The 21,262-nt window shown below is 52.4% G+C and carries 21 protein-coding genes; 14 read left to right on the top strand and 7 right to left on the bottom strand.

Annotated features, from left to right (window positions below):
* Positions 1–9: 9 nt before the first annotated feature.
* The 4 genes from ACVL1J_RS06005 to ACVL1J_RS05990 all read right to left on the bottom strand — a co-directional run bounded on the left by ACVL1J_RS06005 (position 10) and on the right by ACVL1J_RS05990 (position 5,313).
* Positions 10–1,761 (bottom strand): CHASE domain-containing protein, encoded by a 1,752-nt coding sequence (locus ACVL1J_RS06005; RefSeq protein WP_491665181.1) that lies wholly within the window; start codon positions 1,759–1,761, stop codon positions 10–12.
* Positions 1,762–1,771: 10 nt separating this feature from the next.
* Complete coding sequence (locus ACVL1J_RS06000) at positions 1,772–4,204, bottom strand: ATP-binding protein (protein WP_491665180.1); 2,433 nt, start codon at positions 4,202–4,204, stop codon at positions 1,772–1,774.
* A gap of 113 nt (positions 4,205–4,317) precedes the next feature.
* Complete coding sequence (locus tag ACVL1J_RS05995) at positions 4,318–5,097, bottom strand: hypothetical protein (RefSeq protein WP_341237442.1); 780 nt, start codon at positions 5,095–5,097, stop codon at positions 4,318–4,320.
* A 3-nt stretch (positions 5,098–5,100) separates the two neighbouring features.
* Positions 5,101–5,313, bottom strand: a complete 213-nt coding sequence (locus ACVL1J_RS05990; RefSeq protein ID WP_341237441.1) for a hypothetical protein — start codon at positions 5,311–5,313, stop codon at positions 5,101–5,103.
* A gap of 152 nt (positions 5,314–5,465) precedes the next feature.
* On the opposite strand from ACVL1J_RS05990, the gene ACVL1J_RS05985 reads away from it, so the two are divergent.
* From ACVL1J_RS05985 to ACVL1J_RS05975, 3 genes are all read left to right on the top strand, one after another.
* Positions 5,466–5,936, top strand: coding sequence for a thioesterase family protein (locus ACVL1J_RS05985; RefSeq protein ID WP_341237440.1), 471 nt, complete (start codon positions 5,466–5,468; stop codon positions 5,934–5,936).
* Positions 5,933–6,853, top strand: a complete 921-nt coding sequence (locus ACVL1J_RS05980; RefSeq protein ID WP_341237882.1) for an alpha/beta fold hydrolase — start codon at positions 5,933–5,935, stop codon at positions 6,851–6,853. Before ACVL1J_RS05985 ends, ACVL1J_RS05980 begins: the two co-directional genes overlap by 4 nt.
* A gap of 199 nt (positions 6,854–7,052) precedes the next feature.
* The gene (locus ACVL1J_RS05975) at positions 7,053–7,427 is read left to right on the top strand and encodes a 5-carboxymethyl-2-hydroxymuconate Delta-isomerase (protein ID WP_159569780.1); all 375 of its coding nucleotides are present in this window, start codon (positions 7,053–7,055) and stop codon (positions 7,425–7,427) included.
* 12 nt (positions 7,428–7,439) lie between these two features.
* Here ACVL1J_RS05975 and ACVL1J_RS05970 read toward each other — a convergent pair whose 3' ends face one another.
* The 3 genes from ACVL1J_RS05970 to ACVL1J_RS05960 all read right to left on the bottom strand — a co-directional run bounded on the left by ACVL1J_RS05970 (position 7,440) and on the right by ACVL1J_RS05960 (position 10,056).
* A complete protein-coding gene (locus tag ACVL1J_RS05970; protein WP_159569782.1) occupies positions 7,440–8,210 on the bottom strand; it encodes a lipase family alpha/beta hydrolase in 771 nt (256 codons plus the stop codon).
* 213 nt (positions 8,211–8,423) lie between these two features.
* Positions 8,424–9,698, bottom strand: coding sequence for an NAD(P)/FAD-dependent oxidoreductase (locus tag ACVL1J_RS05965; RefSeq protein WP_341237881.1), 1,275 nt, complete (start codon positions 9,696–9,698; stop codon positions 8,424–8,426).
* A gap of 10 nt (positions 9,699–9,708) precedes the next feature.
* On the bottom strand, positions 9,709–10,056 hold the full coding sequence (locus tag ACVL1J_RS05960; RefSeq protein ID WP_236550851.1) for a c-type cytochrome: 348 nt from the start codon (positions 10,054–10,056) through the stop codon (positions 9,709–9,711).
* Between the two features lie 182 nt (positions 10,057–10,238).
* Between ACVL1J_RS05960 and ACVL1J_RS05955 the strand changes: the two genes are divergently transcribed.
* From ACVL1J_RS05955 to ACVL1J_RS05905, 11 genes are all read left to right on the top strand, one after another.
* The gene (locus ACVL1J_RS05955; protein ID WP_341237880.1) at positions 10,239–13,289 is read left to right on the top strand and encodes a parallel beta-helix domain-containing protein; all 3,051 of its coding nucleotides are present in this window, start codon (positions 10,239–10,241) and stop codon (positions 13,287–13,289) included.
* A 5-nt stretch (positions 13,290–13,294) separates the two neighbouring features.
* Positions 13,295–14,110: a mechanosensitive ion channel family protein gene (locus ACVL1J_RS05950; RefSeq protein ID WP_159569784.1), complete on the top strand. Its 816-nt coding sequence runs from the start codon at positions 13,295–13,297 to the stop codon at positions 14,108–14,110.
* 77 nt (positions 14,111–14,187) lie between these two features.
* Positions 14,188–14,781 (top strand): DUF2796 domain-containing protein, encoded by a 594-nt coding sequence (locus ACVL1J_RS05945; RefSeq protein WP_159569786.1) that lies wholly within the window; start codon positions 14,188–14,190, stop codon positions 14,779–14,781.
* On the top strand, positions 14,778–15,461 hold the full coding sequence (locus ACVL1J_RS05940; RefSeq protein ID WP_341237879.1) for an ABC transporter ATP-binding protein: 684 nt from the start codon (positions 14,778–14,780) through the stop codon (positions 15,459–15,461). The genes ACVL1J_RS05945 and ACVL1J_RS05940 overlap by 4 nt, the downstream gene beginning before the upstream one ends.
* A complete protein-coding gene (locus ACVL1J_RS05935) occupies positions 15,458–16,756 on the top strand; it encodes an ABC transporter permease (protein ID WP_159569790.1) in 1,299 nt (432 codons plus the stop codon). The genes ACVL1J_RS05940 and ACVL1J_RS05935 overlap by 4 nt, the downstream gene beginning before the upstream one ends.
* 34 nt (positions 16,757–16,790) lie before the next feature.
* A complete protein-coding gene (locus ACVL1J_RS05930) occupies positions 16,791–17,477 on the top strand; it encodes a DUF3299 domain-containing protein (protein WP_341237878.1) in 687 nt (228 codons plus the stop codon).
* 135 nt (positions 17,478–17,612) lie between these two features.
* The gene (locus tag ACVL1J_RS05925) at positions 17,613–18,599 is read left to right on the top strand and encodes an alpha/beta fold hydrolase (RefSeq protein WP_341237877.1); all 987 of its coding nucleotides are present in this window, start codon (positions 17,613–17,615) and stop codon (positions 18,597–18,599) included.
* Positions 18,600–18,620: 21 nt separating this feature from the next.
* Positions 18,621–18,914 carry a hypothetical protein gene (locus ACVL1J_RS05920; RefSeq protein ID WP_341237876.1) on the top strand — a complete coding sequence of 98 codons (294 nt, stop codon included), beginning with the start codon at positions 18,621–18,623 and terminating at the stop codon, positions 18,912–18,914.
* Between the two features lie 397 nt (positions 18,915–19,311).
* Positions 19,312–20,508 (top strand): methyl-accepting chemotaxis protein, encoded by a 1,197-nt coding sequence (locus ACVL1J_RS05915; protein WP_341237875.1) that lies wholly within the window; start codon positions 19,312–19,314, stop codon positions 20,506–20,508.
* A 21-nt stretch (positions 20,509–20,529) separates the two neighbouring features.
* Complete coding sequence (locus ACVL1J_RS05910; protein WP_341237874.1) at positions 20,530–20,895, top strand: response regulator; 366 nt, start codon at positions 20,530–20,532, stop codon at positions 20,893–20,895.
* 19 nt (positions 20,896–20,914) lie between these two features.
* Entirely contained in the window at positions 20,915–21,259 is a 345-nt protein-coding gene (locus ACVL1J_RS05905) for an STAS domain-containing protein (RefSeq protein ID WP_159569801.1), read from the top strand.
* The last annotated feature ends 3 nt before the right edge of the window (positions 21,260–21,262 follow it).

Genomic DNA, 21,262 nt, shown 5'->3' with positions numbered 1-21,262 from the left:
TAATGTATTTTAATCATAACTTGGTGTGTACGGTTTATTTGTTTTTTCAAAACGAAGTGCCCAGATCGATTCCCCAAGTTCTGGGTAAGTCAGTGCAAAACCCCTGAAAAACAAGGGCATGTGTTCAACATGGCCAGGAGCGGGCCAGTTGAACACGACCTGAACACGACTGTTTTTATAGAGTGGGTTCAACACCTCGTTTTCAAACTCAAGCAGCACGTCGGGTGCAAGCAACTCGGTGAGCTGTTGACCAATCAGTGTGGATTTGACGTTGGCCCCCTGAAGCAACAGCAGTGCCGCTGGATTGGCCAGTTTTATTTTGCGCGATCGATCCAGCGTAATCACACCGTCTGGCGCATGGGCGATCAATTCCTCCAGCGAGTGAATGTCTTTCCAGACCATCCGTGCTTCGGTTTCATCCCTGAATGATTTGGTGTAGCCCACCAGTTTGCGATTGTGACTGTAGATGGGCGCAAGATTCATGCGAAGGTGAATGCGCTTGGCAGAATCGCTGATCCGCAGCGTTTGAATGTTTTTGAGTGTTTCACCCTGTGCAGCCCGTTCGTGAAGTCTTTTCTCAGAGTTCAGCAACTCGTCCGGTATGGTGAGGTTTTGTTCTTGGTCGTACAAAACGCTGGCGGAGTCCAGGCCAAATAATTCCTCTGCTGCATGGTTCCACACCAGAATGCGGCCCCGGGTGTCCTCAGCAATCAAGGCCTCGGAGGAATTGTTGACCAACTGTTTGTGCAGTCTCAATTCGTCACGACGATCCAGCATCCGTTTGACCTGGTAAGCCGCCAATCCACTCACGGCAATACCCAGCAGGGTCAATGCCAAATAAACAGGGTTCAATGGCGTGTTGTTGTCAGGTTGGCTTGGCCAGAATTCCAAACGCCAGCGCCGGTTACCCAACTGCAAATCCCGGCTCGCCGCGGCGTGAGGGTACAGGGTGACATTGTGGGGTTCGACATTGTCAAAAAAAAGAGCGGGTGTTTGTTTTTCCTCAAGCACTGAAATTCGAAGTTGCAGTGTTTGATCTTGCGCCAGCCAGGCTTTCAGGAACCGGTCGATCGAGATGGGAAAGGACACCCAGCCCACCAATTCTTCGTAACGAGCTCCCAGGTCACTGGACGGTACCGCCTTGTTGAACACTGGCATCAGCATGGTAAAACCCAGTCGTCCAACATGCGCATTCTGAATCATGGTGATCGGCTTTGATACAGCTAATCCAGCTCGCGAGAATGCGCTGAGGCAGTTTTCACGTCGAACGTTTTCAGAGCCCAGATCCAGACCCTGCGCGGAGTGGTTTTCCTCAATGGGTTCAATGTACTGCATCACAAAACGGTCTTGAGAGGAAGGGCTGATAAAGCGGATCTGAAAGTCGCGCAGACCCTTCATTCTCATTTCCTGAATAAATTCAGCCTCTTTTTCCAGCGGAACCTTTCTGGCAAATGCAAGCCCCAAAGCACCAGGAAACTCCTTTCGCAAATTCAGGCTGTCCACATAATTGCGGAATCGTTCAGGTGTCAGTTCGTCTTGCCCAAACGCAGTGATCAGGCTGGCGGTGTTTTGAAGGTTCTGCTTGTATTCATTGATCGTGTGTTGCAGGTCCGCAGTTCGTCGGTCCAGCAAGTGTTCAAATGCAAGGGCTTCAGTGGCCTCGGCATTTCGTTGCAGGTGAAAACCCATTGCGATGCACAGGCTTGCGCCGAGTACACCCACCAGTGTGGCATAAGCCCAATTTGTAAATGATTGATCCATTTCTCGCATGTCAGTGGGTATGACTCTGTTCTTTTAGGCGAGCCTGAATGTCTTCAATCAACAGGTCCGGATCAAAAGGTTTGGTAATGAAATTGGTGAAACCAATGTTGATGCATTCGTTTCTCATGCTGTTGCTGACATGTCCCGAGACGGCGTACACCAGCAAGCTCTGAAGTTCTTCGCGCTTGCGTATCAACCGTGTGGCCTCCAGCCCGTCCATTACGGGCATTTGCAGGTCCATGAGCACCGCATCGAAATGCGCATTGCCGCTGGTCAGCAATGCAAGTGCATCTGCCCCGTTGCTCACGCAACTCACTGAAACGCCCCGGTTCTCCAGGAGCTTTTTAAACACCTTGGCGTTCAAGGCATTGTCCTCGGCCAGCAACAAGCGAAGTGGGGCATCTTGAGACTGCTCTGGTGCAACCGGCGATTCTTGCTTGCGGTGTTTGTAGGCGCGGCTCAAGCGGTCCCGAGTCAGCGGTTTCATCAACAGGCGAAGCTTGTGTTTTTCGGCGATTGCAGGCAGATCAGTGCCAAGCCAGACAATGTCTTGTCCCAAACTGGCTTGCTTGTCGAGAAACTGGCTGAGCCACTCGGCTTTGGACGCAGTCAATGGGCCGGGCAGGTCAAGCAGAACCCGCGCATTGTTGTGAACAGGCAATATTTTTTCGTGGGTGGTGCTGTGGTGAAGAAACTGAACTTGCCAATCGGGTTCCAGTGTTTGAACAAGGCGTGGCTCCAAAGCCGTTTCACCAATTTGCAGCAAAATCCGGCCGCTTTTATTGACGACTGGGTTGGTTCGAGCTTGGTTCAAGTTGCCATGCGACAGTGGCAGGCGAAACTCAAACTGGGTTCCCATATTGGGTTTGCTGCGCACATGGATGGTGCCGCCCATCACTTCAATGATCTGCCTGCAAATCGCAAGGCCCAGCCCCGCGCCGTTGTAGCGTTTCTGAAGCGATGAATCCACTTGATAGAACGCATCGAACACCCGTTCGATCTCTTGTTCTGGTATGCCAACGCCGGTGTCGGATACTTCAACAATCAGTTGAGCCCGCTCTCTGCTCTCGGTCACAACCTGAATGCGCACAGTGACGCGGCCAAACAGGGTGAACTTGAATGCATTGGAAATCAGATTTTGAATGACCTGTTCAATTCGCCCCTTGTCGCCGAAGTAACTCGTCTGGCTTGACTGGGGTTCCAGCAAAAAGGGTTCAATGCCTGGTTTTTGAATCCATTGCTGTTGAAGCATGTTTGCCGTGTTGTCGATCAAGTCATCGATATTAAAATCATTGTTGTTGAGGCGAAAGAAACCCTGGCGTATTTTCGACAGGTCCAGCAGATCATTCACAATGGCGTGCACTGATTCGCTGGATTGTTTGATGGCTTTGCCCAGTTCCTGAACTTCGGCAGAGTAGCCCGGCGCATCCAGCAAGATGGCGATGCTGTTGATCGAAGTCAGCGGTGTTCGAATTTCATGCGACACATTGGCAATCAGTTTGTCTTTTAACTCATTGGCCGATCGTGCTGATTCGAAAGCGGCCTGTATGGCTCTGCGTGACCGGTATTCGTACAGCGACATCCAGACCACAATGGTCATTGTGATCAAGGCCAACAGCACCAGGTAGGGATGCAGCCCCATGGGTTTGCTCCACCCCTGTTTGGGAGCCACTTCAATTGCCCATTCGCCGTAAGGAAAAAACACAGTGGATGAGATCGGGTCGATCAGCGTGGAAGCCGGGTTTCCATGCACGATTTGCCAGTTGGCATCCATCGGGCTTTTTTGTTGCACGTGCACCAGCAGCCCTTGTTGCTCCAAGGGTTCAATTACTTTTTGCTTGAGGTGTTCAAAGTCGATCAGCACCGCTGCAAAACCCATCAGGTCCTGATTGTTGTTCGGGTTGCGTTGCCGAAAAACCGGATAGCGAAGAATCAATGCATGGCCACCTTGCAGCAGTTCGCGCGGGCCTTCCATGATGGTTTTTCCGGTCAGTGCCGCTTCTTCAAGAAAAGGGGCGGTGAGCTCCGCTTTGTAAAGGTTTAGTCCGATCGCACTTTGATTCAGGGCTGGGTTGGTTAAAAACCGCAGGATGCCATCGGGTGCATATTGCAAGCTGCGAATGGCGGGGTTATCGACAGCAAGCAGGGTAGAGAACTGTTCAAAACTGGATTGGTCCAGCTGGGGCGTTTGCCGCACGAACACTTCAATGGCATGAAGGCTGGCGCTGGCTTTGCCAATAATCTTTTCAAGCGTGTTGGCGTAGTGGTCCAGGGTGTAGCGAACTTCTGCCTTGACACGCTGGGTTTCGCTTTCAACCTGTATGGAGTTGAACAGGGCCAGGCTGAGAATGCACGCAGACAAGGCAATACCGATCAGCCAAGGCAATAAACCCAGGGAAGACTGGTGGTCGTTGTTATTCGCAGGCGTTTTCGACAAAGGCATGGCTGGAAAGACTCATTGGTTTGGGCCAAGAGTAGTCTTCCAGCGTCCGCTTGTATCGAATGATTAAGATAGTTAAATCATCCCGTTTACAATTGTTGTCAGTTTGTCGGGCTTCAGGCCTGAAAAAAGGCGGTCAAACGATTGGCATAACCCATTTCTTCTGCTTTGGCCTTGGCCTTGGCCCGGTAAGTCTTGTTCACCTTGTCCGTTAGTTTGGCCATTCGAACCTGCGCTTTCTCGTCCATTTCGGCGGTGATTAAACCCACCTCAACCAATAAGTTGTCCTCGGTGAAGGCGGCGGCAATCAGTTCAAGCAGTTTTTCATCACTCAGCAAATTGGCCAGTTTCGCAATACGGTCTTTGCGCTGCGCATAAAACGAAATGTGCAGGTTGGCTGCCGGGTCCTTGATCACTTCCATGATCTCGATGGCTTTTTTCTCGGGGATGTAGTCAGTAAAGCCACCCAGCACATGAAAGTCGCCATGTTCAACCAGCTTGGCCGTTACTTTTTTCAACTGCTCAACAGGCAATTCAGCCAGCATGTTCACGGCACGCTCAGGAATTTGCTCGCGGGCGACTTCAGCCATGAAGTCTGCGTCGAACAGTTTGCACAGGCTTACAGCTTTGCTCATGGGGGTGAAGTACGACATATTGGCCGTAATCGCCGGGCCAAAAACCTTGGTGCACAAGGTTGCGCTAATTGAGTCGGGGGCCAGTTTGCCGGCGCCTGCAATTTTTTCAAACACGGGGCCAAATTTGTTCAGCAGGCTGTTTTGAAAATTGGTGCGCAGCTTTTGCAGCGCCAGGGCGTCGAGTTTGTCCAGATAAGCCAAATCGTCGGCAGACTTGTGCAAGGCTTGCGCCAGGCGGCGCAGTTCAGTGTTTCGGTCCATGATTCAAAGTCCCAGAATTTTTTTAACAGTGCCGCGCAACAGGCGTGGAATGTGTTCAAGCGCGTTGTCCATGCTTTCTTTTAAAAAAGCATCGTGAGCCTGGTGGGCAGCGGCCAGGTCTGCGGCCAGTTTCTTTTGGTTGGCGGCGCTAAGCTGTTCAAGCTCAGGCATTGGTTCTCCCAATGCATCGATCAATGCGGCATCCAGTTTGGGCATGCTTGTCTCCTGTTTTGTTAGGTTTTGCTGAATGATAAGTTGATTTTTTAAATTCGACAGTTTTTCTTTCCCGTTTAGAGGGCAGGGTCAAATTCAGCAGGGGTGCAGATCGCATACACTTTCATCAGCATAAACAAACCCACGATATTTTCATGGCACGCCTGCAACTGGACTTTCCGGACGATAACTTCATTTACACCACTGCACTGACTGTGCGGATCACGGACATCAATGCCGGCAACCATTTGGCGAACGATTCAATGATCTCCATGATCTCGGAGGCCCGGGCGCGGTTTTTGTTTCACATGGGCGTGCCCGAATTGTCGGAAGACAAAACTGGCATCATCGTGACCGACCTGGCTACCATGTACAAAAGCGAGGCCCATGCGCGTGATCAGCTTTTATTTGAAGTTGGGTTAATGGATTTCAATAAATACGGTTGTGACATTATTTTCAGAATTACACGTGCTGCGGACGGCCGCTTGATTGCCTTGGCCAAATCAGGTTTTGTATTTTTCAGTTACTCGGCAAGCAAAGTGGTGGCCATGCCTGCCCATGTTTTCAACACCTTTCAACAAGCCTTGGTCGACAACGTATCGGCTAGAAAAGCGAGCAAGCAGTGAATATTTATCAGCCTTTGAAGCAGCATGAATCGTGTTTTGTCGACTTGCGTGGTTTGCGCACCCATTTGCATTGCTGGGGTCCTGAAAATGCGCCACTGTTGGTGATGGTGCATGGCTGGATGGACGTGGGTGCCAGCTACCAGTTCGTGGTGGATGCCCTGAAAAATGATTACCGGGTTGTGGCGCCCGACTGGCGAGGGTTTGGTTTGAGCGAATGGCCCGTTGCAGACGGTGCGCCCGGCATACGTTCCTATTGGTTTCCGGATTACCTGGCCGACCTGGACGCCTTGCTGGACCATTTCTCGCCCAACAACCCTGTCAACCTGGTGGGCCACAGCATGGGTGGCAACATTGCCATGATGTATGCCGGTGTTCGGCCACAGCGCATTCGCAGCGTGGTCAATCTTGAGGGATTTGGCATGCTCGACTCCTCGGCGGAAAAGGCGCCCAAACGTTACGGCAACTGGCTTGATGAGATCAAGGTACCGAAGCAATTGCGAACCTACGGCAGCCTGGAAGCGGTGGCCAGGCGCTTGCAAAAAACCAACCACAGGCTAAGCGATGAAAAGGCGATGTACCTGGCGCAATTCTGGAGCAAGGTGGACAACGACGGTTACAGTTTGCTGGGCGATGCCGCACACAAAATCATGAACCCGATTGGCTACCGGCTGGCTGAAGCCCAAGCGTGTTGGCGCAATATTGCTGCACCTGTATTGCATGTTGAGGCCAAACAAACCGAAGCTGGGCTGTGGTTGAGCCGAGCGGGCGAGCCGGTGGATTTTGATGCGTTCCGTACGCGGTTTGATTGTGTCCCGAAGTGGGAATCAGTGATTGTGGACAACGCCGGGCACATGGTTCACCACGATCAGCCCGAGGTTTTGGCGCAGCTGATTGAAAGCCACATTGAAAAAGGATAAAAAAAAGCCGACTTCCTGGGAAGCCGGCTTAACCTTTCTCACTTGCGGAGAAGAGGAGACATGAGGTTGAGCACTGTTACAGCACTCAATGTAAACATTCTCGCGCTAAGCTTTCGGATCGGCAAGCAGATTTGTAGGTAATTTATACTAGACAAAACCATGAACTTTCACGGCTTTGTCACATACACAGGCCTTCTTCATGCCCCACATTACGATTGAATACAGTGACAACCTGCGCGATCTGGACGAGTCCTGGGTGCTGCTTCAGGTCAATAAAGCCTTGATGGGTTTGGGTATTTTTATGGACGCCGACATCAAAACCCGAATCCATTGTTTGCGCGCTTATCGCATGGGGGTGGCTGCCGCTGAAACTGGAGCGCATGCCTTTGTGGCGGCCACGGTGGAGTTGCTCAGCGGGCGGGAATTTTCCATTCAAGAGCATTTGGGCCAAGTGTTGCTCAGGGTACTGGAACGCACTTGCCTTCAATCCGATGGCTTGCAGACTCAAATCAGTGTGCATGTGCGTGAAATGCAGTCCGAGCTGTATTTCAAATCGGTCAGCAAGCGCAACTGAAAGCCTGGTGAATCAGGCACCCAACAATTGATGCGGGTTTTGTCCCTGCATTTTTCGTTTCAACAGTTCAATTAGCCGGGGTTCATCCAGCAAGGCCATGTGGCCAGTGCGGTCGATCACGTGGTTGGCTGCACCTTCCAAGTGGGCGTATCGATGATGCAATATCAAGGCATCGGGAATGGCAATCACACTGCTCATTTTTTGCCGGTGCGAGTCGTCTTCCACATTCAGTTGATTCAAAAAGTCACTGTTGGGCAGCATGTCTGCGGCACACTCGCCAACGCCAAGGTGGGCCATGCGCGTGCCATTGTTGGGCGAAGCCAGGGTGAACAGGTGTTGCACCTGTGAATGACTATGCCAGCGCTGGCTCATGGCTTTGCGCACGATCAACCCACCCATGGAATGTCCAACCAGGTAGGTGTTGGCACCTTCGCATTCAGGCTGGCCAAGCACCGTGTCCATGTAATGCCCGAAATCGTGCGCCATGTCGTGTACCGAGGCCAATAGATAGCGCGGTTGATACAGGGCCACGCGTACGCCGCTCCACAGCAGTTCTTCATACAGGGCGGCAAAACAACCGGGTTTTTCCATGTAGCCGGGCACCATGAACACAATGGGCAACTGGCGGTTGTGAAAGTTGGGGCTGAATTCAGGAACAAACTGCGCCACACGTTGGCGAAACAGAAAGCTTAAGCCAAACAGATAACCCTCGCGGGCTGCAAGTTTGGCCACTTCGGCCATGCCCAATTTTGGGTGACCATTGACAGGTGTTTGACTGGCCATTTTATTGTCCCTTTCAAAAACACTTTCAGGATTGCTGGCTCGTTTTGTTTAAATTACGCTTGTATGCGCATTGACTACAATTCAATTAACGGTCAAAAAAGTGTCCTGTTGAGTAAATAGAACACTACACAGGGTAAACACGGGGATTCAGTCGATGAAAAAAAGGCCAGCAATTGCTGGCCTTTCCAATTTGAACTGACGCCTGAACGCGTGCTACACCAAGGTGTCAGCCCAAATATTCTGGGCCCAGTTCCAGGCGTAAGTGCCTTCAAGTTCGTTGGGGGCTGCCGATACGCCGCCCGAGCCCTCAACGGTCAAGAAGGTTTTCTTCTCGGCGTTGAACACATGCACACTGGCCACGTGAATCACGTTGTTGGTGGTTACATAGCTGTAGCAGGTGTTGTTGGTCAATGGTGTGGCATTGGGTTCCCAGCCGCTAAGCTGCGCAACAATGGCTGCTGCCACCACTTTGGCCTGGCTGTTGGCCATGTGACCACTTTTTGGCATTTGCGGTGCACCTTGTACCGAGTCGCCAATCACGTGCACATTGGGTGCCACAGTGGACTCAAAGGTCATGTAGTTCACCTCGGCCCACCGATTGTTCAGGTTGGCAATGCCGGAATCGACTGCCAGTTTGCCGGCGCGCTGCTCCGGCAAAATATTCAGCACATCGCCCTTGATGGGCTCTTCAAATTCAAAGCGAACCGTTTTCGTGGCGCCGTCGACACCCGTTACTTTCATATTGGGGCGGTATTCCAGAATGCCTTTGTACTCGCTTTCCCAAACGCCTTTGAACAGCTTGCCTTTCGATGTTACGTCGGCATTGGCGTCCAGCAGCAGTACTTTTGATTTCGGTTTGTACTGCTTGAAGTAGTTGGCCACCATGCTGGCGCGCTCGTAGGGCCCGGGGGGGCAGCGGTAGGGGGCCAGTGGCACGTTCAAAATGTAGGTGCCGCCATTGGGCATGGCTTCCAGTTGCTTGCGCAAACCCACGGTTTCAGGGCCGGCTTTCCAGGCGTGAAAAATTTGCCCGTTGGCATTGGCTGCAACCAGGCCTTCGATTTTGTCCAGTTGCAAGTCAATGCCAGGTGACAGCACCAGTTTGTCGTAGGGCAGGGTTTTGCCGCTTTTCAATTTCACGGTGCGTTTTTCAACGTCAATGGCAGTCACGTAGTCTTTCACCATTTTCACGCCGTGGTTGCGGCTCAAGCCCGTGTAGGGTGTGCTGATTTCACTGATTTGGCGAATACCGCCCACCACCAGGTTGCTCATGGGGCAAGAAATAAATGTGGAATTGGGTTCAACCAAAGTGACATCAAGCTGGTTACCGGAAAGCATGCGCAGGTATTTGGCTGCCGTGGCGCCACCGTAACCGCCACCAATCACGACCACTTTGCCTTTGGCACTTTTTGCGGTTGCAGACAGGGGCATGCCGCCCAACAGGGCAGAGGCCAGCGCGCTGGTTTGTAAAAATTGTCGTCTTTGCATGGTGCGCTCCTTAGTCTTTTTTGCCGAGGTAGTTGGCGATGATGTCGATTTGCTCGTCGGTGTAGCCCTTGGCAAGTTGATGCATCACAGTGGCGGGGCGCTGCCCGGTTTTAAACCAGATCATGTTGGTTTTGATGTATTCCACACTCAGGTTGGCAAGCCCGGTGACTGCGCTGCCTTGCACACCCACGCCGTTGGTGCCGTGGCAATTCGCGCAGGTGGCAGCCAGGCTGGCCGCTTGCAGTTTCTTTTCGGGTGTCAGTTCATTGGCTAGGGCGCCAGTGCCCAGCAGCAGGCCGCTGCCAGCCAAGGCCATGCTCATCAGCAGGCGCGTGGCGTGTTGTTTCAAATCAGTCATTGCTGTCCCTCCAGTTCTTGTATGTATGAATGCTTGTCTCCAGCATTGTGAATCGAATATGAATCATCACGCATGCAGTGTCAATTAGCCGACACAATTCGAAATCCAATCTGATTCTAGCGTGGTAACAGGTACAGGCAAGCAGTTTTTTCTCATACGCATATAACAAGATCGAGGTTGGCGTGGCTCACTCCAAACATGCACTGCAAGCAGTACTCCTTTCCCTGTCCACACTGGTACTTGGCGCGTGTTTGTCGTCAGGCGGAGATGACCCCACAAGCACTTCGGGTGGCGGGTCGGCGGTCAATCCTGCCGAATCCAACGGCCGGGTGTTTTTGATCCAGCCCGGGCCCAATGCGACTGAGGAAATGGTCAAGGCCATGGTTCAACTCAAGCCCAAGGACATTTTGCGGTTTGATTGCGGTTTCTTCGATTTGAAAACGGGTATTCAGATTACGACCACTGAGGACGTGATTATTGAAGGCTGTGGCATGGATGAAACGTTCCTGTCCTTTCGGGACAGTACTTCGCAAGAGGGTTTTCTGGCCTCGAATGTGCGCGGTGTCACCATACGCAACCTGACCATTGGCGACTCACCCGGCGATGCCTTCAAAATGAAAGGCGTGAACCATGGCACCTTGAAAAAGGTGCGCGCCATTTGGAGTAGTGGCCGCAAGCTGCCCGAGGAGCGCCCAATTACTGCAGCCAATTTCCGCGATGAAATCAAGGTGGCCTGTACCGACCCCGCACGCCACAACCCGGCCAACCCCAATCCGCTGGAAACCGACAACACCTCGCCCGACTACACGGTGAGTACCGCTTCAGGGCGTTACGGCATTTACCCGGTTGAAAGCCGCAATATTCTGGTGGAAGAAACTGAAAGTATTGGTGCCTCGGATGCCGGTATTTATGTGGGCCAAACCAATATTGCAAAAATCCGCAAAAGCCGCGCGGCATTCAATGTGTTCGGCTTCGAGATTGAGAACGTTCAGGATGGGGAGTACTCAGAAAATCTGGCTGAATGTAACTCGGGTGGTTTTCTGGTTTACGACCTGGACAACCTGACCCAATATGGTTCGCGCTCGCGAGTGTTCAACAACATTTCCCGCAACAACAACACCTACAACTTTGCGGTACCCGGTTCAATCGTGGCCAACGTGCCGCGTGGTTCGGGCTTGATCACGCTGGCCTACGACAAAATCGATATTTACGACAACGTGTTCGAGAACAACGGCACTGCCGGCATTATTTTGACCAGTTACGATTTGCTGGGTGAAAACGGCGACCGCCGCATGGACGTGTATTCCGAAGCGGTGAATATTTTCGACAACACCTTCGTTAACAACGGCAATGATTTGCCCCAACCTGATTTTGCGACCATTTTGGCGACTCAGGGTGGGCAAGTAACCAGTGCCTTTCCCGCAGTGGTGGGTTTGAAAAACGCAGCCGGTGGCGGTGGTTATCGCGGAGCGCACATTGTTTGGGATGGGTATACCGACAACTTGAACAGCAGTTGTGAATTGCCCAAAGACCGCAATGGCAACCCCGTGGCGGTGGATGCCGATGGCAAGCCCATTCAGGGCAACCAAAACCCCAACCCAAGCTGCCGCTACAACAAATACAAATTCGAGTCCAATGGTCAGCGCAAGGTGCCAGCCTGGTGGTTCAGTTGTATCAATCCGAATAACAATTTCGGAACCGACAGCCTGGCGTTTGCCAATTTCCACGGCACCCGTGGTCTGGATGCGGTGATTAACTTGAACACCAATGACCCGGCCGCCAATTTGTCGCTGGATTATTTGACTGCGGTGGGCAGCGGTATCCCCTTGTTCCCCTCTGAATTTGACTTGAGCAAGCACGATTGTGTAGCGCGCTTCGGTTCGGACCTGCCACGCCTGCCCGATTTCGAGTTCGAGCCGTTTGAGCCCAGTGGCCAGTTTGCACCCGAGCCCACTGCGGAAGCTGTGAAAGCCTTGTGTGAAGTGCCCTTGAAGGCCGGGGTGGTCAATCAGCCTGCCGCTGTGGTGAACTGCCCGGACTTGGCTCAGTACAACCTGTTTGCGGATGATCAAAACCCGGCAAGCCGACCCAACGGGCAAGGCATGCCCTATGTGTTGAACAGCAAGTTATTCAGTGACTATTCGATCAAGCACAGGGTGATGTTTATTCCTGAAAGCAAGCAGGCGCGTTTCCTGGAAGATGAATCAAGCCGGGTCAATTCCACCATTGAGTTCCCGGTGGGTACCATTATCGCCAAAACATTCTCGTTTGTTGATCAACCTGCAGCGCGTGAAACACCTTATGAAACCCGCTTGTTGATCAAGCGCCAACGCACCGATGGTCAAAATTATTGGGAAGCGCTGGAGTACATTTGGCAAGACGCAGGCAATGGCAAACGCAAGGCCGTGCTGACCCAGTTTGGCGGCAGTGCAGCAGCGTCTTGGGATTACGTGGACGTGGATTCCGGCAAGCGTCAAACCGGAAGCACCAATGCCTACATGTTCCCCAATGCCAGCCAATGTGCAATTTGCCACAGCAACAACGATGTGGATCCTGGTTCGGCACCGATTGGTCCCAAGCCGCGCAATTTGAACCGGGCCTATGTGAATGAATCGCCCATGTTCACCGGGCAGGCACAGCACCCGGTCAACGGCAAAAACCAGTTGAAATTCATGTGCGAAACCGGTTTGATGAATGGCTGCCCGAGCAGCTTTAATCTGGATCAGCGCCAGGTGGCCACCAATGTGAACCACATTCCGAAGTTCAATAACCCGGGCGACTCGGGCATGGCTGCCAATTCAAAAGGCGATATCGAGGCCCGCGCACGCGCTTACCTGGAAGTCAATTGTGCCCATTGCCACAACGTGAATGGACAGGCCTCGAATACAGGTTTCTATGTGGACGTATTCCGGGCCGTGGACAGCACTTACGGCATTTGTAAAAAGCCAACTGCCAGTGGTTCAGAAGGGCGGGGTACGCGGACCTACGACATTCACCCTGCGGTGTCGGGCGATTCGATTGTGCCGTATCGCATGGGGCCGGAAGCCGTGGAACTGGCAGCGAAAATGCCGCCTTTGGCGCGCAGTGTTGTACACGCAGAGGGTGTGGCATTGATCAATCAGTGGATTGATCAGGTGATTGATTCAAGCTATGAAAATGCCGATGCCTGCCAAGATGGCAGCAATTCGGGCGGTGGATTGCCATTGATCGGAGGCCTTCCCCTGTTACCATAGCAGGCATGGAATTACTCAAAGATCCCACCACCTTGTTTTTGATCAAACTGGCCATCACCTTCGGGTTGATGGCCAGTGGGTTCTTCGTGAACAGGGCCTTGTCCTGGTCGCTTCGCAAACTTCATCCCTACCACCCTGAAAAGGCTCGCTCGCAACTGGTTTTTCTGAAAAACCTGGTGCGCATGTCAGTGTTTTTCCTGTTGATTTCGGTGTGGGCTTCGCAAATTACCGGCGCTTTTCTCAGTGTGGTGGCCATTGCGGGTGCCATGATCATCACCGGCAAGGAAGTGGTGTTGAGCCTGTTGGGTTATGTCAATATTTCGCTGTCCAAGCCCTTCCGGATTGGCGACTACATTGAAATTGGTACACAAAATGGCCGGGTGATCGATATTGATCTGCTCAGTACCAAGCTGTTTGAAATCGGCATGTCAGGCAAATACACCGGGCGGCGCCTGGCGGTGCCCAACGCCATGGTGTTGACGCAAACCATCAAACACATGTCCATGTTGGGCAAATTCAGCCTGTACACCATTGACATCATCTTGCCCTTCAAGGCCGACACCGTGAGGGCGGAAGAAGTGGCCTTGCAAGTGGCCAATGCGGTCTCGGCCAGTTGGCTTGAGGAGGCGGACCAGTATTTCGATCGCATCGAAGTGTCGGAGTTTGTGGATTTACCCGGCGCAAAGCCAGAGGTGTTCTGGCAGGCCTACAATGAGCTGGCGCATAAAATGATTGTTCGCCTGGCTTGCCCGCTGGAAAAGCGGGGCGATGCAGAACAGGCAATTTACAAAGGTTTCTGGCGAGAATTTGGACCGGTTTAACTGACTCTTACCCCAGGGAACCTCTTGGTACGGGTTGGTGTCTATCAAGCCATGCAAAAAACAACAAAGGGACATCAATGACACAGTTTGCGCATCAATCCTGGCTTAACAAGCTGATCCTGTTGACCTGCTCCGGTTTGTTTGGTGGCGCAGTGTTGGCAGCCGGCGGTCACAGCCACTCCCGCCACAACGATGCGGCCCATGTTCATGGAGTTGGCGAGCTTGAGGTGGTGCAAGATGGCAACGGCCTTTTCATCAGTTTGTACTCGCCTTTGGAAAACGTGCTTGGGTTTGAACGCAGTCCGAAAACCGACGCAGAAAAAGTCAAGGCACGCAGGGTGAAATCACTGTTGCAGGCCAATGGCATGTTTGCATTCTCGCCCGATGCGCAGTGCAAACGGACTTCTTACAAACTGTATTCCGAGGTGTTGAATCCGCACAGTCATGGTCCCAGTGATGATCATCAACACCATGAATCTGAAAGCGGGCATTCCGATTTTCGTGTTGCCTATGAGTTTGAATGTGCAGAGCCTGCAAAACTCAAGGTAATCGATGTGCGCGTGTTTCGCCAGTTTCCGGGTTTCGAGAAAATTGAAGTGCAGGCCTTGTTTCCAAAGGGCCAGGTTGGTGCAAGCCTTACGCCCAAACAGAGCACCTTGGTGGTTCAATGACCGCAGCAGTACTTCACTGCAACAACATTGCATTCAAATACGCCAGCAGCGGATTTGAGTTGAAAATCCCCGAGTTCTCGATGCAAGCCGGGGACACGGTATTTCTTGAAGGCGACAGCGGCAGCGGCAAAAGCACTTTGCTTAATTTGATGGCGGGTGTTTTGTTGCCACAAAGCGGCCATGTCAGTTTGATGGGGAAAAACCTGAGCGCTTTGTCGGCCAGCCAATGCGACGCACTTCGGGTCGATCACATTGGCTTTTTGTTTCAGCAATTCAATTTGCTCAGTTATTTAAGTGTGCTTGATAACGTGAACTTGCCCTGCAAGTTTTCAAAGCGCCGCAAACAAAACGCATTGAAGCATTCTGGTTCGGTGAATCAGGCCGCAAAGCAACTGTTGGGTGCTTTGGGTATGGACAAATTCCTGAATCAATCGGTGTCGACCTTGTCTGTTGGTCAGCAACAGCGCGTGGCCGCCGCCCGGGCTTTGATTGGTCAGCCCGATTTGATCATTGCTGACGAACCCACCTCTGCACTCGATGCGGGTCACCAAGCCCAGTTTGTTCAATTGTTGCTTGCACAGGCCGCTCAGCAAAACACGGCTGTGCTGCTGGTCAGCCATGACCCTGCCTTGGCACCACACTGTGACAGGCGACAGCGCATGGAGCAGTGGCAGGCATGATCCAAACCCTGTTTTTGTTGGCCAGTCGAAGTGCCTGGAGCCGCAAAGGCAGCCTGTTGCTGTTGTTGCTCAGTGTGATCACTTCCACATGCCTGTTGTTGGGCATTGATTTGGCGCGGCAAAGTGCCAAGGCCAGTTTTTCCAATGCAGTGGCGGGTACGGATTTAATTGTCGGTGCACAAACAAGCCCGGTTTCCCTGTTGCTCTACAGCGTTTTCCGAATTGGCCAGGCCACGCGCAATGTGCCCTATGCCGACTTTGAGAGGCTGGAACAAGACCCCCGCGTGAAGTCGGCCTTGCCCATTGCACTTGGCGATTCCTACCAAGGCTTTGCCGTGGTGGGTACCAAGGCAATTTATTTCGAGCAGTTTTTGTACGGGGCACGGCAAAACCTGCAATTTAAACATGGCCGCGCTTTCGAAGATTACAGTGTTGGCAAACCTGCAACCGTGTTGTTTGAAGCTGTGTTGGGCGCGGAAGTGGCCAAGCGCCTGAAGCACAAGGTGGGCGACAAAATCGCACTGAGCCATGGCATGCAAATTCAGCAGACCGAACCCAGCCATGCGGACAAACCTTTTGTTGTGGTGGGTGTTCTGGAGCCGACAGGAACCCCTGTTGACCAAAGCGTACACATTAGCCTTGCGGGCATGGAGGCCATTCATGTGGACTGGGCCGCCGGTGTGCCGGTGCCTGGTGCGGAAATTCCTGCTGAATATGTCACCAAGTTCAATTTACAGCCCAAGTCAGTGACTGCCGTGTTGCTGGGTTTGAACAACCGGGCCGGTGTTTTTCGCATGCAGCGTGAACTTGAAAACCGACCCAATGCAGCACTCAGTGCAATTTTGCCCGGTGTGGCTTTAAGCACTTTGTGGCAAACCGTGGGTGTGGTTGAGCGGGTGTTGTTGTTTGTGGCTGCGCTGGTGGCTGTGGTCAGTGCGCTGGGGTTGACCAGCGTCATGCTGGTTACGCTGGGGCAGCGCAGGCGAGAACTGGCGGTATTGCGTTCAACCGGCGCCGGGCCGCGCACCGTGTTTGGCTTGTTATTCCTTGAAAGCGCGCTGGTGATGTGGATCGGTGTTGCACTGGGTGTGATAGTGCTTGTGTTGGCCAGTGCTGCACTTGCGCCCTGGGTTCAGGCACAATTTGGTTTACAACTGGTGGGGCTGCGCGAACTTGGCGCGGGCTTGCTGGCGGTGGTCGCTTTTGCCGCATTTGGCAGCTTGCTGGGTCTGGTGCCCGCATTTCAGGCCTACCGAAACCAGTTGCAGGATGGTTTAAACCCCAAAACAAATTGATTCAACAGTGAAGTAACGTGCAGGTGTATTGTTCATGAAAATTGGCAAAGTAATCGTGATGGTTGTGGCCGTGGTGGTGCTTACTGTACTGGGCTATGGCCTTGCGGCCTGGTTTCTCGGCAAGCCTGCCCAAAACGCAGAAGGCGCGACCCAACTGGAACAAACACTGGCCCAACTTTCAAGCGAAACGGCAACTACCGATGGCGAGTATGCAGTAGGTGATCGCTTGGCTGGTCAGCCCGCCAAAAAAGCAACCGAGTTCGATCCTGCATTTCCAGAGTTGCAGTGGGACAACTTGATGCCTGCCGATTGGGACCCGATGGCTGCGTTTCGTGGCATGAATATCGCAGAACTGCAGGACAACGATCCGAAAGCCCAAGAGGCGTTGGAGAAAATGCGCAAAGCCTGGAACGATGCGCCTGTCAATATGTCTTACACGGGGAAAAAAGTACGCATTCCCGGATTTGCAATTCCAATTGAACAAAGCGAGAAGGGCGTGGATGAGCTGTTGTTGGTGCCGTATTTCGGGGCCTGTATTCACACACCGCCACCGCCCGCCAATCAAATCATTCATGTCAAACTCAGCGAACCCCAACCCGCCGTGGGCGCCATGCAGGCGTACTGGGTGTGGGGAGAACTCACTGCCAGCAAGTTCAGCAGTGAATTGGGCGACGCAGCCTATTTGCTGACCGCCACAGGCATACAGCCTTACGACGAGTGAGCTAGCGACTGAATTAGTAAAAACCCCTCTATTTTTATCGTTGACAGCAAGTCATCATGCCCATACCGTTACATCAAGCGATGTTACAGTCTATAAAAAAAACAAACGTTTGATTTCCACTGGAGGTAATGATTCATGGGCAATGTAAGCACTGGCACAGAATTAGCCAGCATGCATCATCTTGAGCTTGCATTTCTTGACGATGTTGCACCGAACTACCTCAACCTGGCCCGCCCGCCGCATGGCTTGAAGATTCGCCAATGGAAAAACCGCAGCGCGGTGCCCCTGATCAATAAATTGCATGCAGGCCTTTCAGGCTTGAAGCGCAATCAGGCCACTGTGCTTGACCACCAATTGGTGTGGCTTGAAGGTGGCAATCCCGAAGGCACGCCTGTGGTGCTGCTGCATGGTTTTGCATCCAACAAGGAAAACTGGTTGTCGCTGGTGCCTTTTTTGTTGAAGCAGCATCGTTTGTTTGTGCTGGATTTGCCCGGTTGGGGTGAAAGCCAGTTCAATGCCAATGTGCCTTATGGGCTGGATGACCAGGTGGCCCGTGTTGCAGCCTGGATTGAAAACCATGTGCCGGGCAAAGCCCATGTGGTGGGCAATTCCGTGGGTGGCTTGGTGTCGGCTTTGTTGGCCGGTCGGCATGGGCATTTGATACAAACACTGTGCCTGATGAACCCGGCTGGTGGAAAGGGCAGTGACCACACCCGTTTTGAAGCGGGTCTGAAAGAAGGCCGTAACCCAATGATCGTGGAAAGCCTTGCGGGCGCGCACACCCTGATGAGCCTGGCCGTACACAACCGTGCAATTGCTTTGGCACTTGCCCCGGTGATGGCGCAAGACCTGATCAGCCGCCGGCATGTCAATCGGCACCTGTTTCATCAAATGTTTGTCAATGCGCCCAATCCGAATGGTCCGGGCATGTCCGCCACACAGGCTCCAACCCTGATCATGTGGGGCAAAGAAGACCGACTGGTACATTACACCGGCGCTTACACCTATCAAGCCATCATTCCTCATGCGGATGTGTTACTTTTTGACGGCGTGGGCCACTTGCCCATGGTTGAAATTCCGATCCGCACGGCCAAGGCCCTGCAGGAGTTTTGGACGGCCTGATCTTGATAGGGGATTCGAAGCATGAATATTCGTAAAGCATGCATCATGCTGGGTTTGCTCGGTTTGTTGACAGCATGCGGTAACAAGCTGGATGGTGTTTACAAAGACGACCTGGGTTTGCAAAAGTATGAGTTTCAGGGTGATGGCACGGTGTATGTGTCAACCATGGGTGTAACCCGTGAAGCGGCCTATGTGGTGGAAGACAAAAAAGTGAAAATCACCAGCGATGGTGAAACCACCATTTATGACCTCAACGAGGACGGGACAATTAAAGGGCCTCTCGGCATGACTTTAAAGCCCGAAACAAGCAAATAAATTCGAGTCTGTACTACCCCGAAACCCGCTCCAGTAGTGGGTTTTTTTACATTTGTTCACACAGTTAACCTTCTCTTGCATTCCCCCAAACGCATTAACCCAATATTGGCCCCCTTTTCCATTTCTTTTCTCCCTATTGAGCACATGGGTATCAGCGCAAACTTGCATCAAGCGTGAAATATTCAAGTTCACTGCGTTTAACAAAGTGGACTATTGGAGGACTTGATGCGTAGCAACCCAATCGATTTCCTGCAACTTCTCCATCGTTGGGTGGCAACGGGCTACCTCACTGTTCATGGCGCTTTTTCCAATGGATGGTACGAGGCCTTTGAGCATGCCCCCGCTCCTCTTGAAACTGCAGTGTGCCCAGTCAAACAATTGATAGGAATATCGGTTCATGAAAAAACACAATAAAAATACACAACAAACCAGGAACTGGTTGCCGCTGGTCATGATCGCTGCGTCTGTGGGCATTCTGGTGTTTGTTGCTGTGGCACAGCGCAGCGTTTGGCCATTTGCCGCGGGCGCTGTTGCCGTGGTTTTGTGTGCCATTGCAATTTTTGAAATCGGCAAACAACGCCAACACACCTTGCAGGCAGAAATTGATTCCTTGCTGAGCACTGTGAATGACCTGAGTCAGTCCGACACGGAGAAAGTGGAGCTGGTTCAGTTGGCAGACCTGTGGGTGCCCACACTGAATAGCCAGTTGAGTACGGCCAACTCGCAAATGGAATTGGGAATCGTGAATTTGGCTGAAGCGTTTTCAGAAATTCACAGCAAATTGAACGACACAGTGAGTGCGGCCACTGGCGCAGCCCAAGTGCTGGGCAACACCTCTGGTGGCAGTAACGGATTGGCCGATCATGTTGCGCAAAGTCTCAACGGCATGTTGAGCAGCATTCGCAATTCCTTCGATGAAAAAGCCATGATCATGCAAGAGGTGAAGGGCTTTATCTCCTCGACAGAGGAGTTGGCCAAGATGGCCGTGTCGGTTGAAAATCTTGCTGCACGCACCAATTTGCTGGCACTGAATGCCGCCATTGAAGCCGCCCGCGCTGGCGAAGAAGGACGCGGTTTTTCGATTGTGGCCGATGAGGTGCGCAAGCTCTCGATGCTCTCTGCAGAAACCGGCGTCAAGATTCGCGAACGGGTTCAGTTGATTGCCGCAGCCGCCAAAAAGGCTGGTGACGGTGCCGCACGCATGGAGACCAGCGACGAGAAAGTATTGAGCCAGGCCAGTGAAACCTTAAGTGGTGTGGTCGATCAATTTGAGCAGGTTACCGGGCCACTTCACCAGGCCAGCGAGCAGATTATTGCCAACACCAATCAAGTGTCTTCCAGCTTGAACAATGCGGTAGTTCACTTTCAGTTTCAGGACCGGGTGTCGCAGATTCTTGGGCATGTACAAGACAGCCTGACCCAGATGAAAAGTCAATTGCACACAGGCCTTGAGGCCTTGGACGTGGCCACTTTGATGCACGAACTTGAACGCAAGTACACGATGGCTGAGGAGCGCGTAAACCACACCGGTAAAAGTGGTGGCAATGCTGTAGCCAAGCCCAGTGCAAGCAGCGATGAACTGACCTTTTTCTAAACACCAGGAACGAGAACCTGTATGAGCAAAACCGTATTGATCGTGGACGACTCCACCTCCTTGCGCCAAGTGGTGTCGATGACCCTGAAAAGCCAGGGCTTTGAAGTGGTGGAAGGTTGCGATGGCAAGGACGCGCTAACCAAACTGGATGGCCGAAAAATCAACCTGATCGTGAGTGACTTGAACATGCCGAACATGGACGGACTCACCTTTGTGCGTGAAGTCAAAAAAATGGCAGCGTACAAGTTTGTTCCCATCATCATGCTGACCACGGAATCGGACGACAAACTGAAAAGCGAAGGGCAGGCTGCGGGCCTGAAAGCGTGGATGGTCAAGCCATTCAAGCCTGAACAAATGATTGCAGCAGTGAACAAATTGGTGGCTTAACGCCACAGGGAGGATGCACATGCACAGCGAACTGATTATGCAAGAAGACCTTGAAAACGAAATGGAAAACAGTATTGCATCCACCAGGCACACCCAAGTGGCATTGGACACCCTGACGATTGCGGATTGCGCAGGGCTGGTTGAAGTGATTCGTCAGTCTTTGAGTCAGGGGATTTCAGTGGTGCTTGATTTGACTCACTGTCATGAAGTGGACACGGCGGGCATGCAACTGCTGGTGACCATTCAAAACGACCCTGCTGTGAACCTTCGCGTGCACTGGACCAAGCCCTCGGAAGTGGTGGCCATGAAAGCCGCACGCCTGGGTGTGCAGTCCTGGATCAACGCTGGTTTTCTGGAGAACTAAGGC

The sequence above is a fragment of the Limnobacter sp. G6BE5S genome (assembly GCF_058448965.1).
Note: the sequence above shows the minus strand (reverse complement) of the source record. Positions and strands in the feature narration are given on the sequence as shown.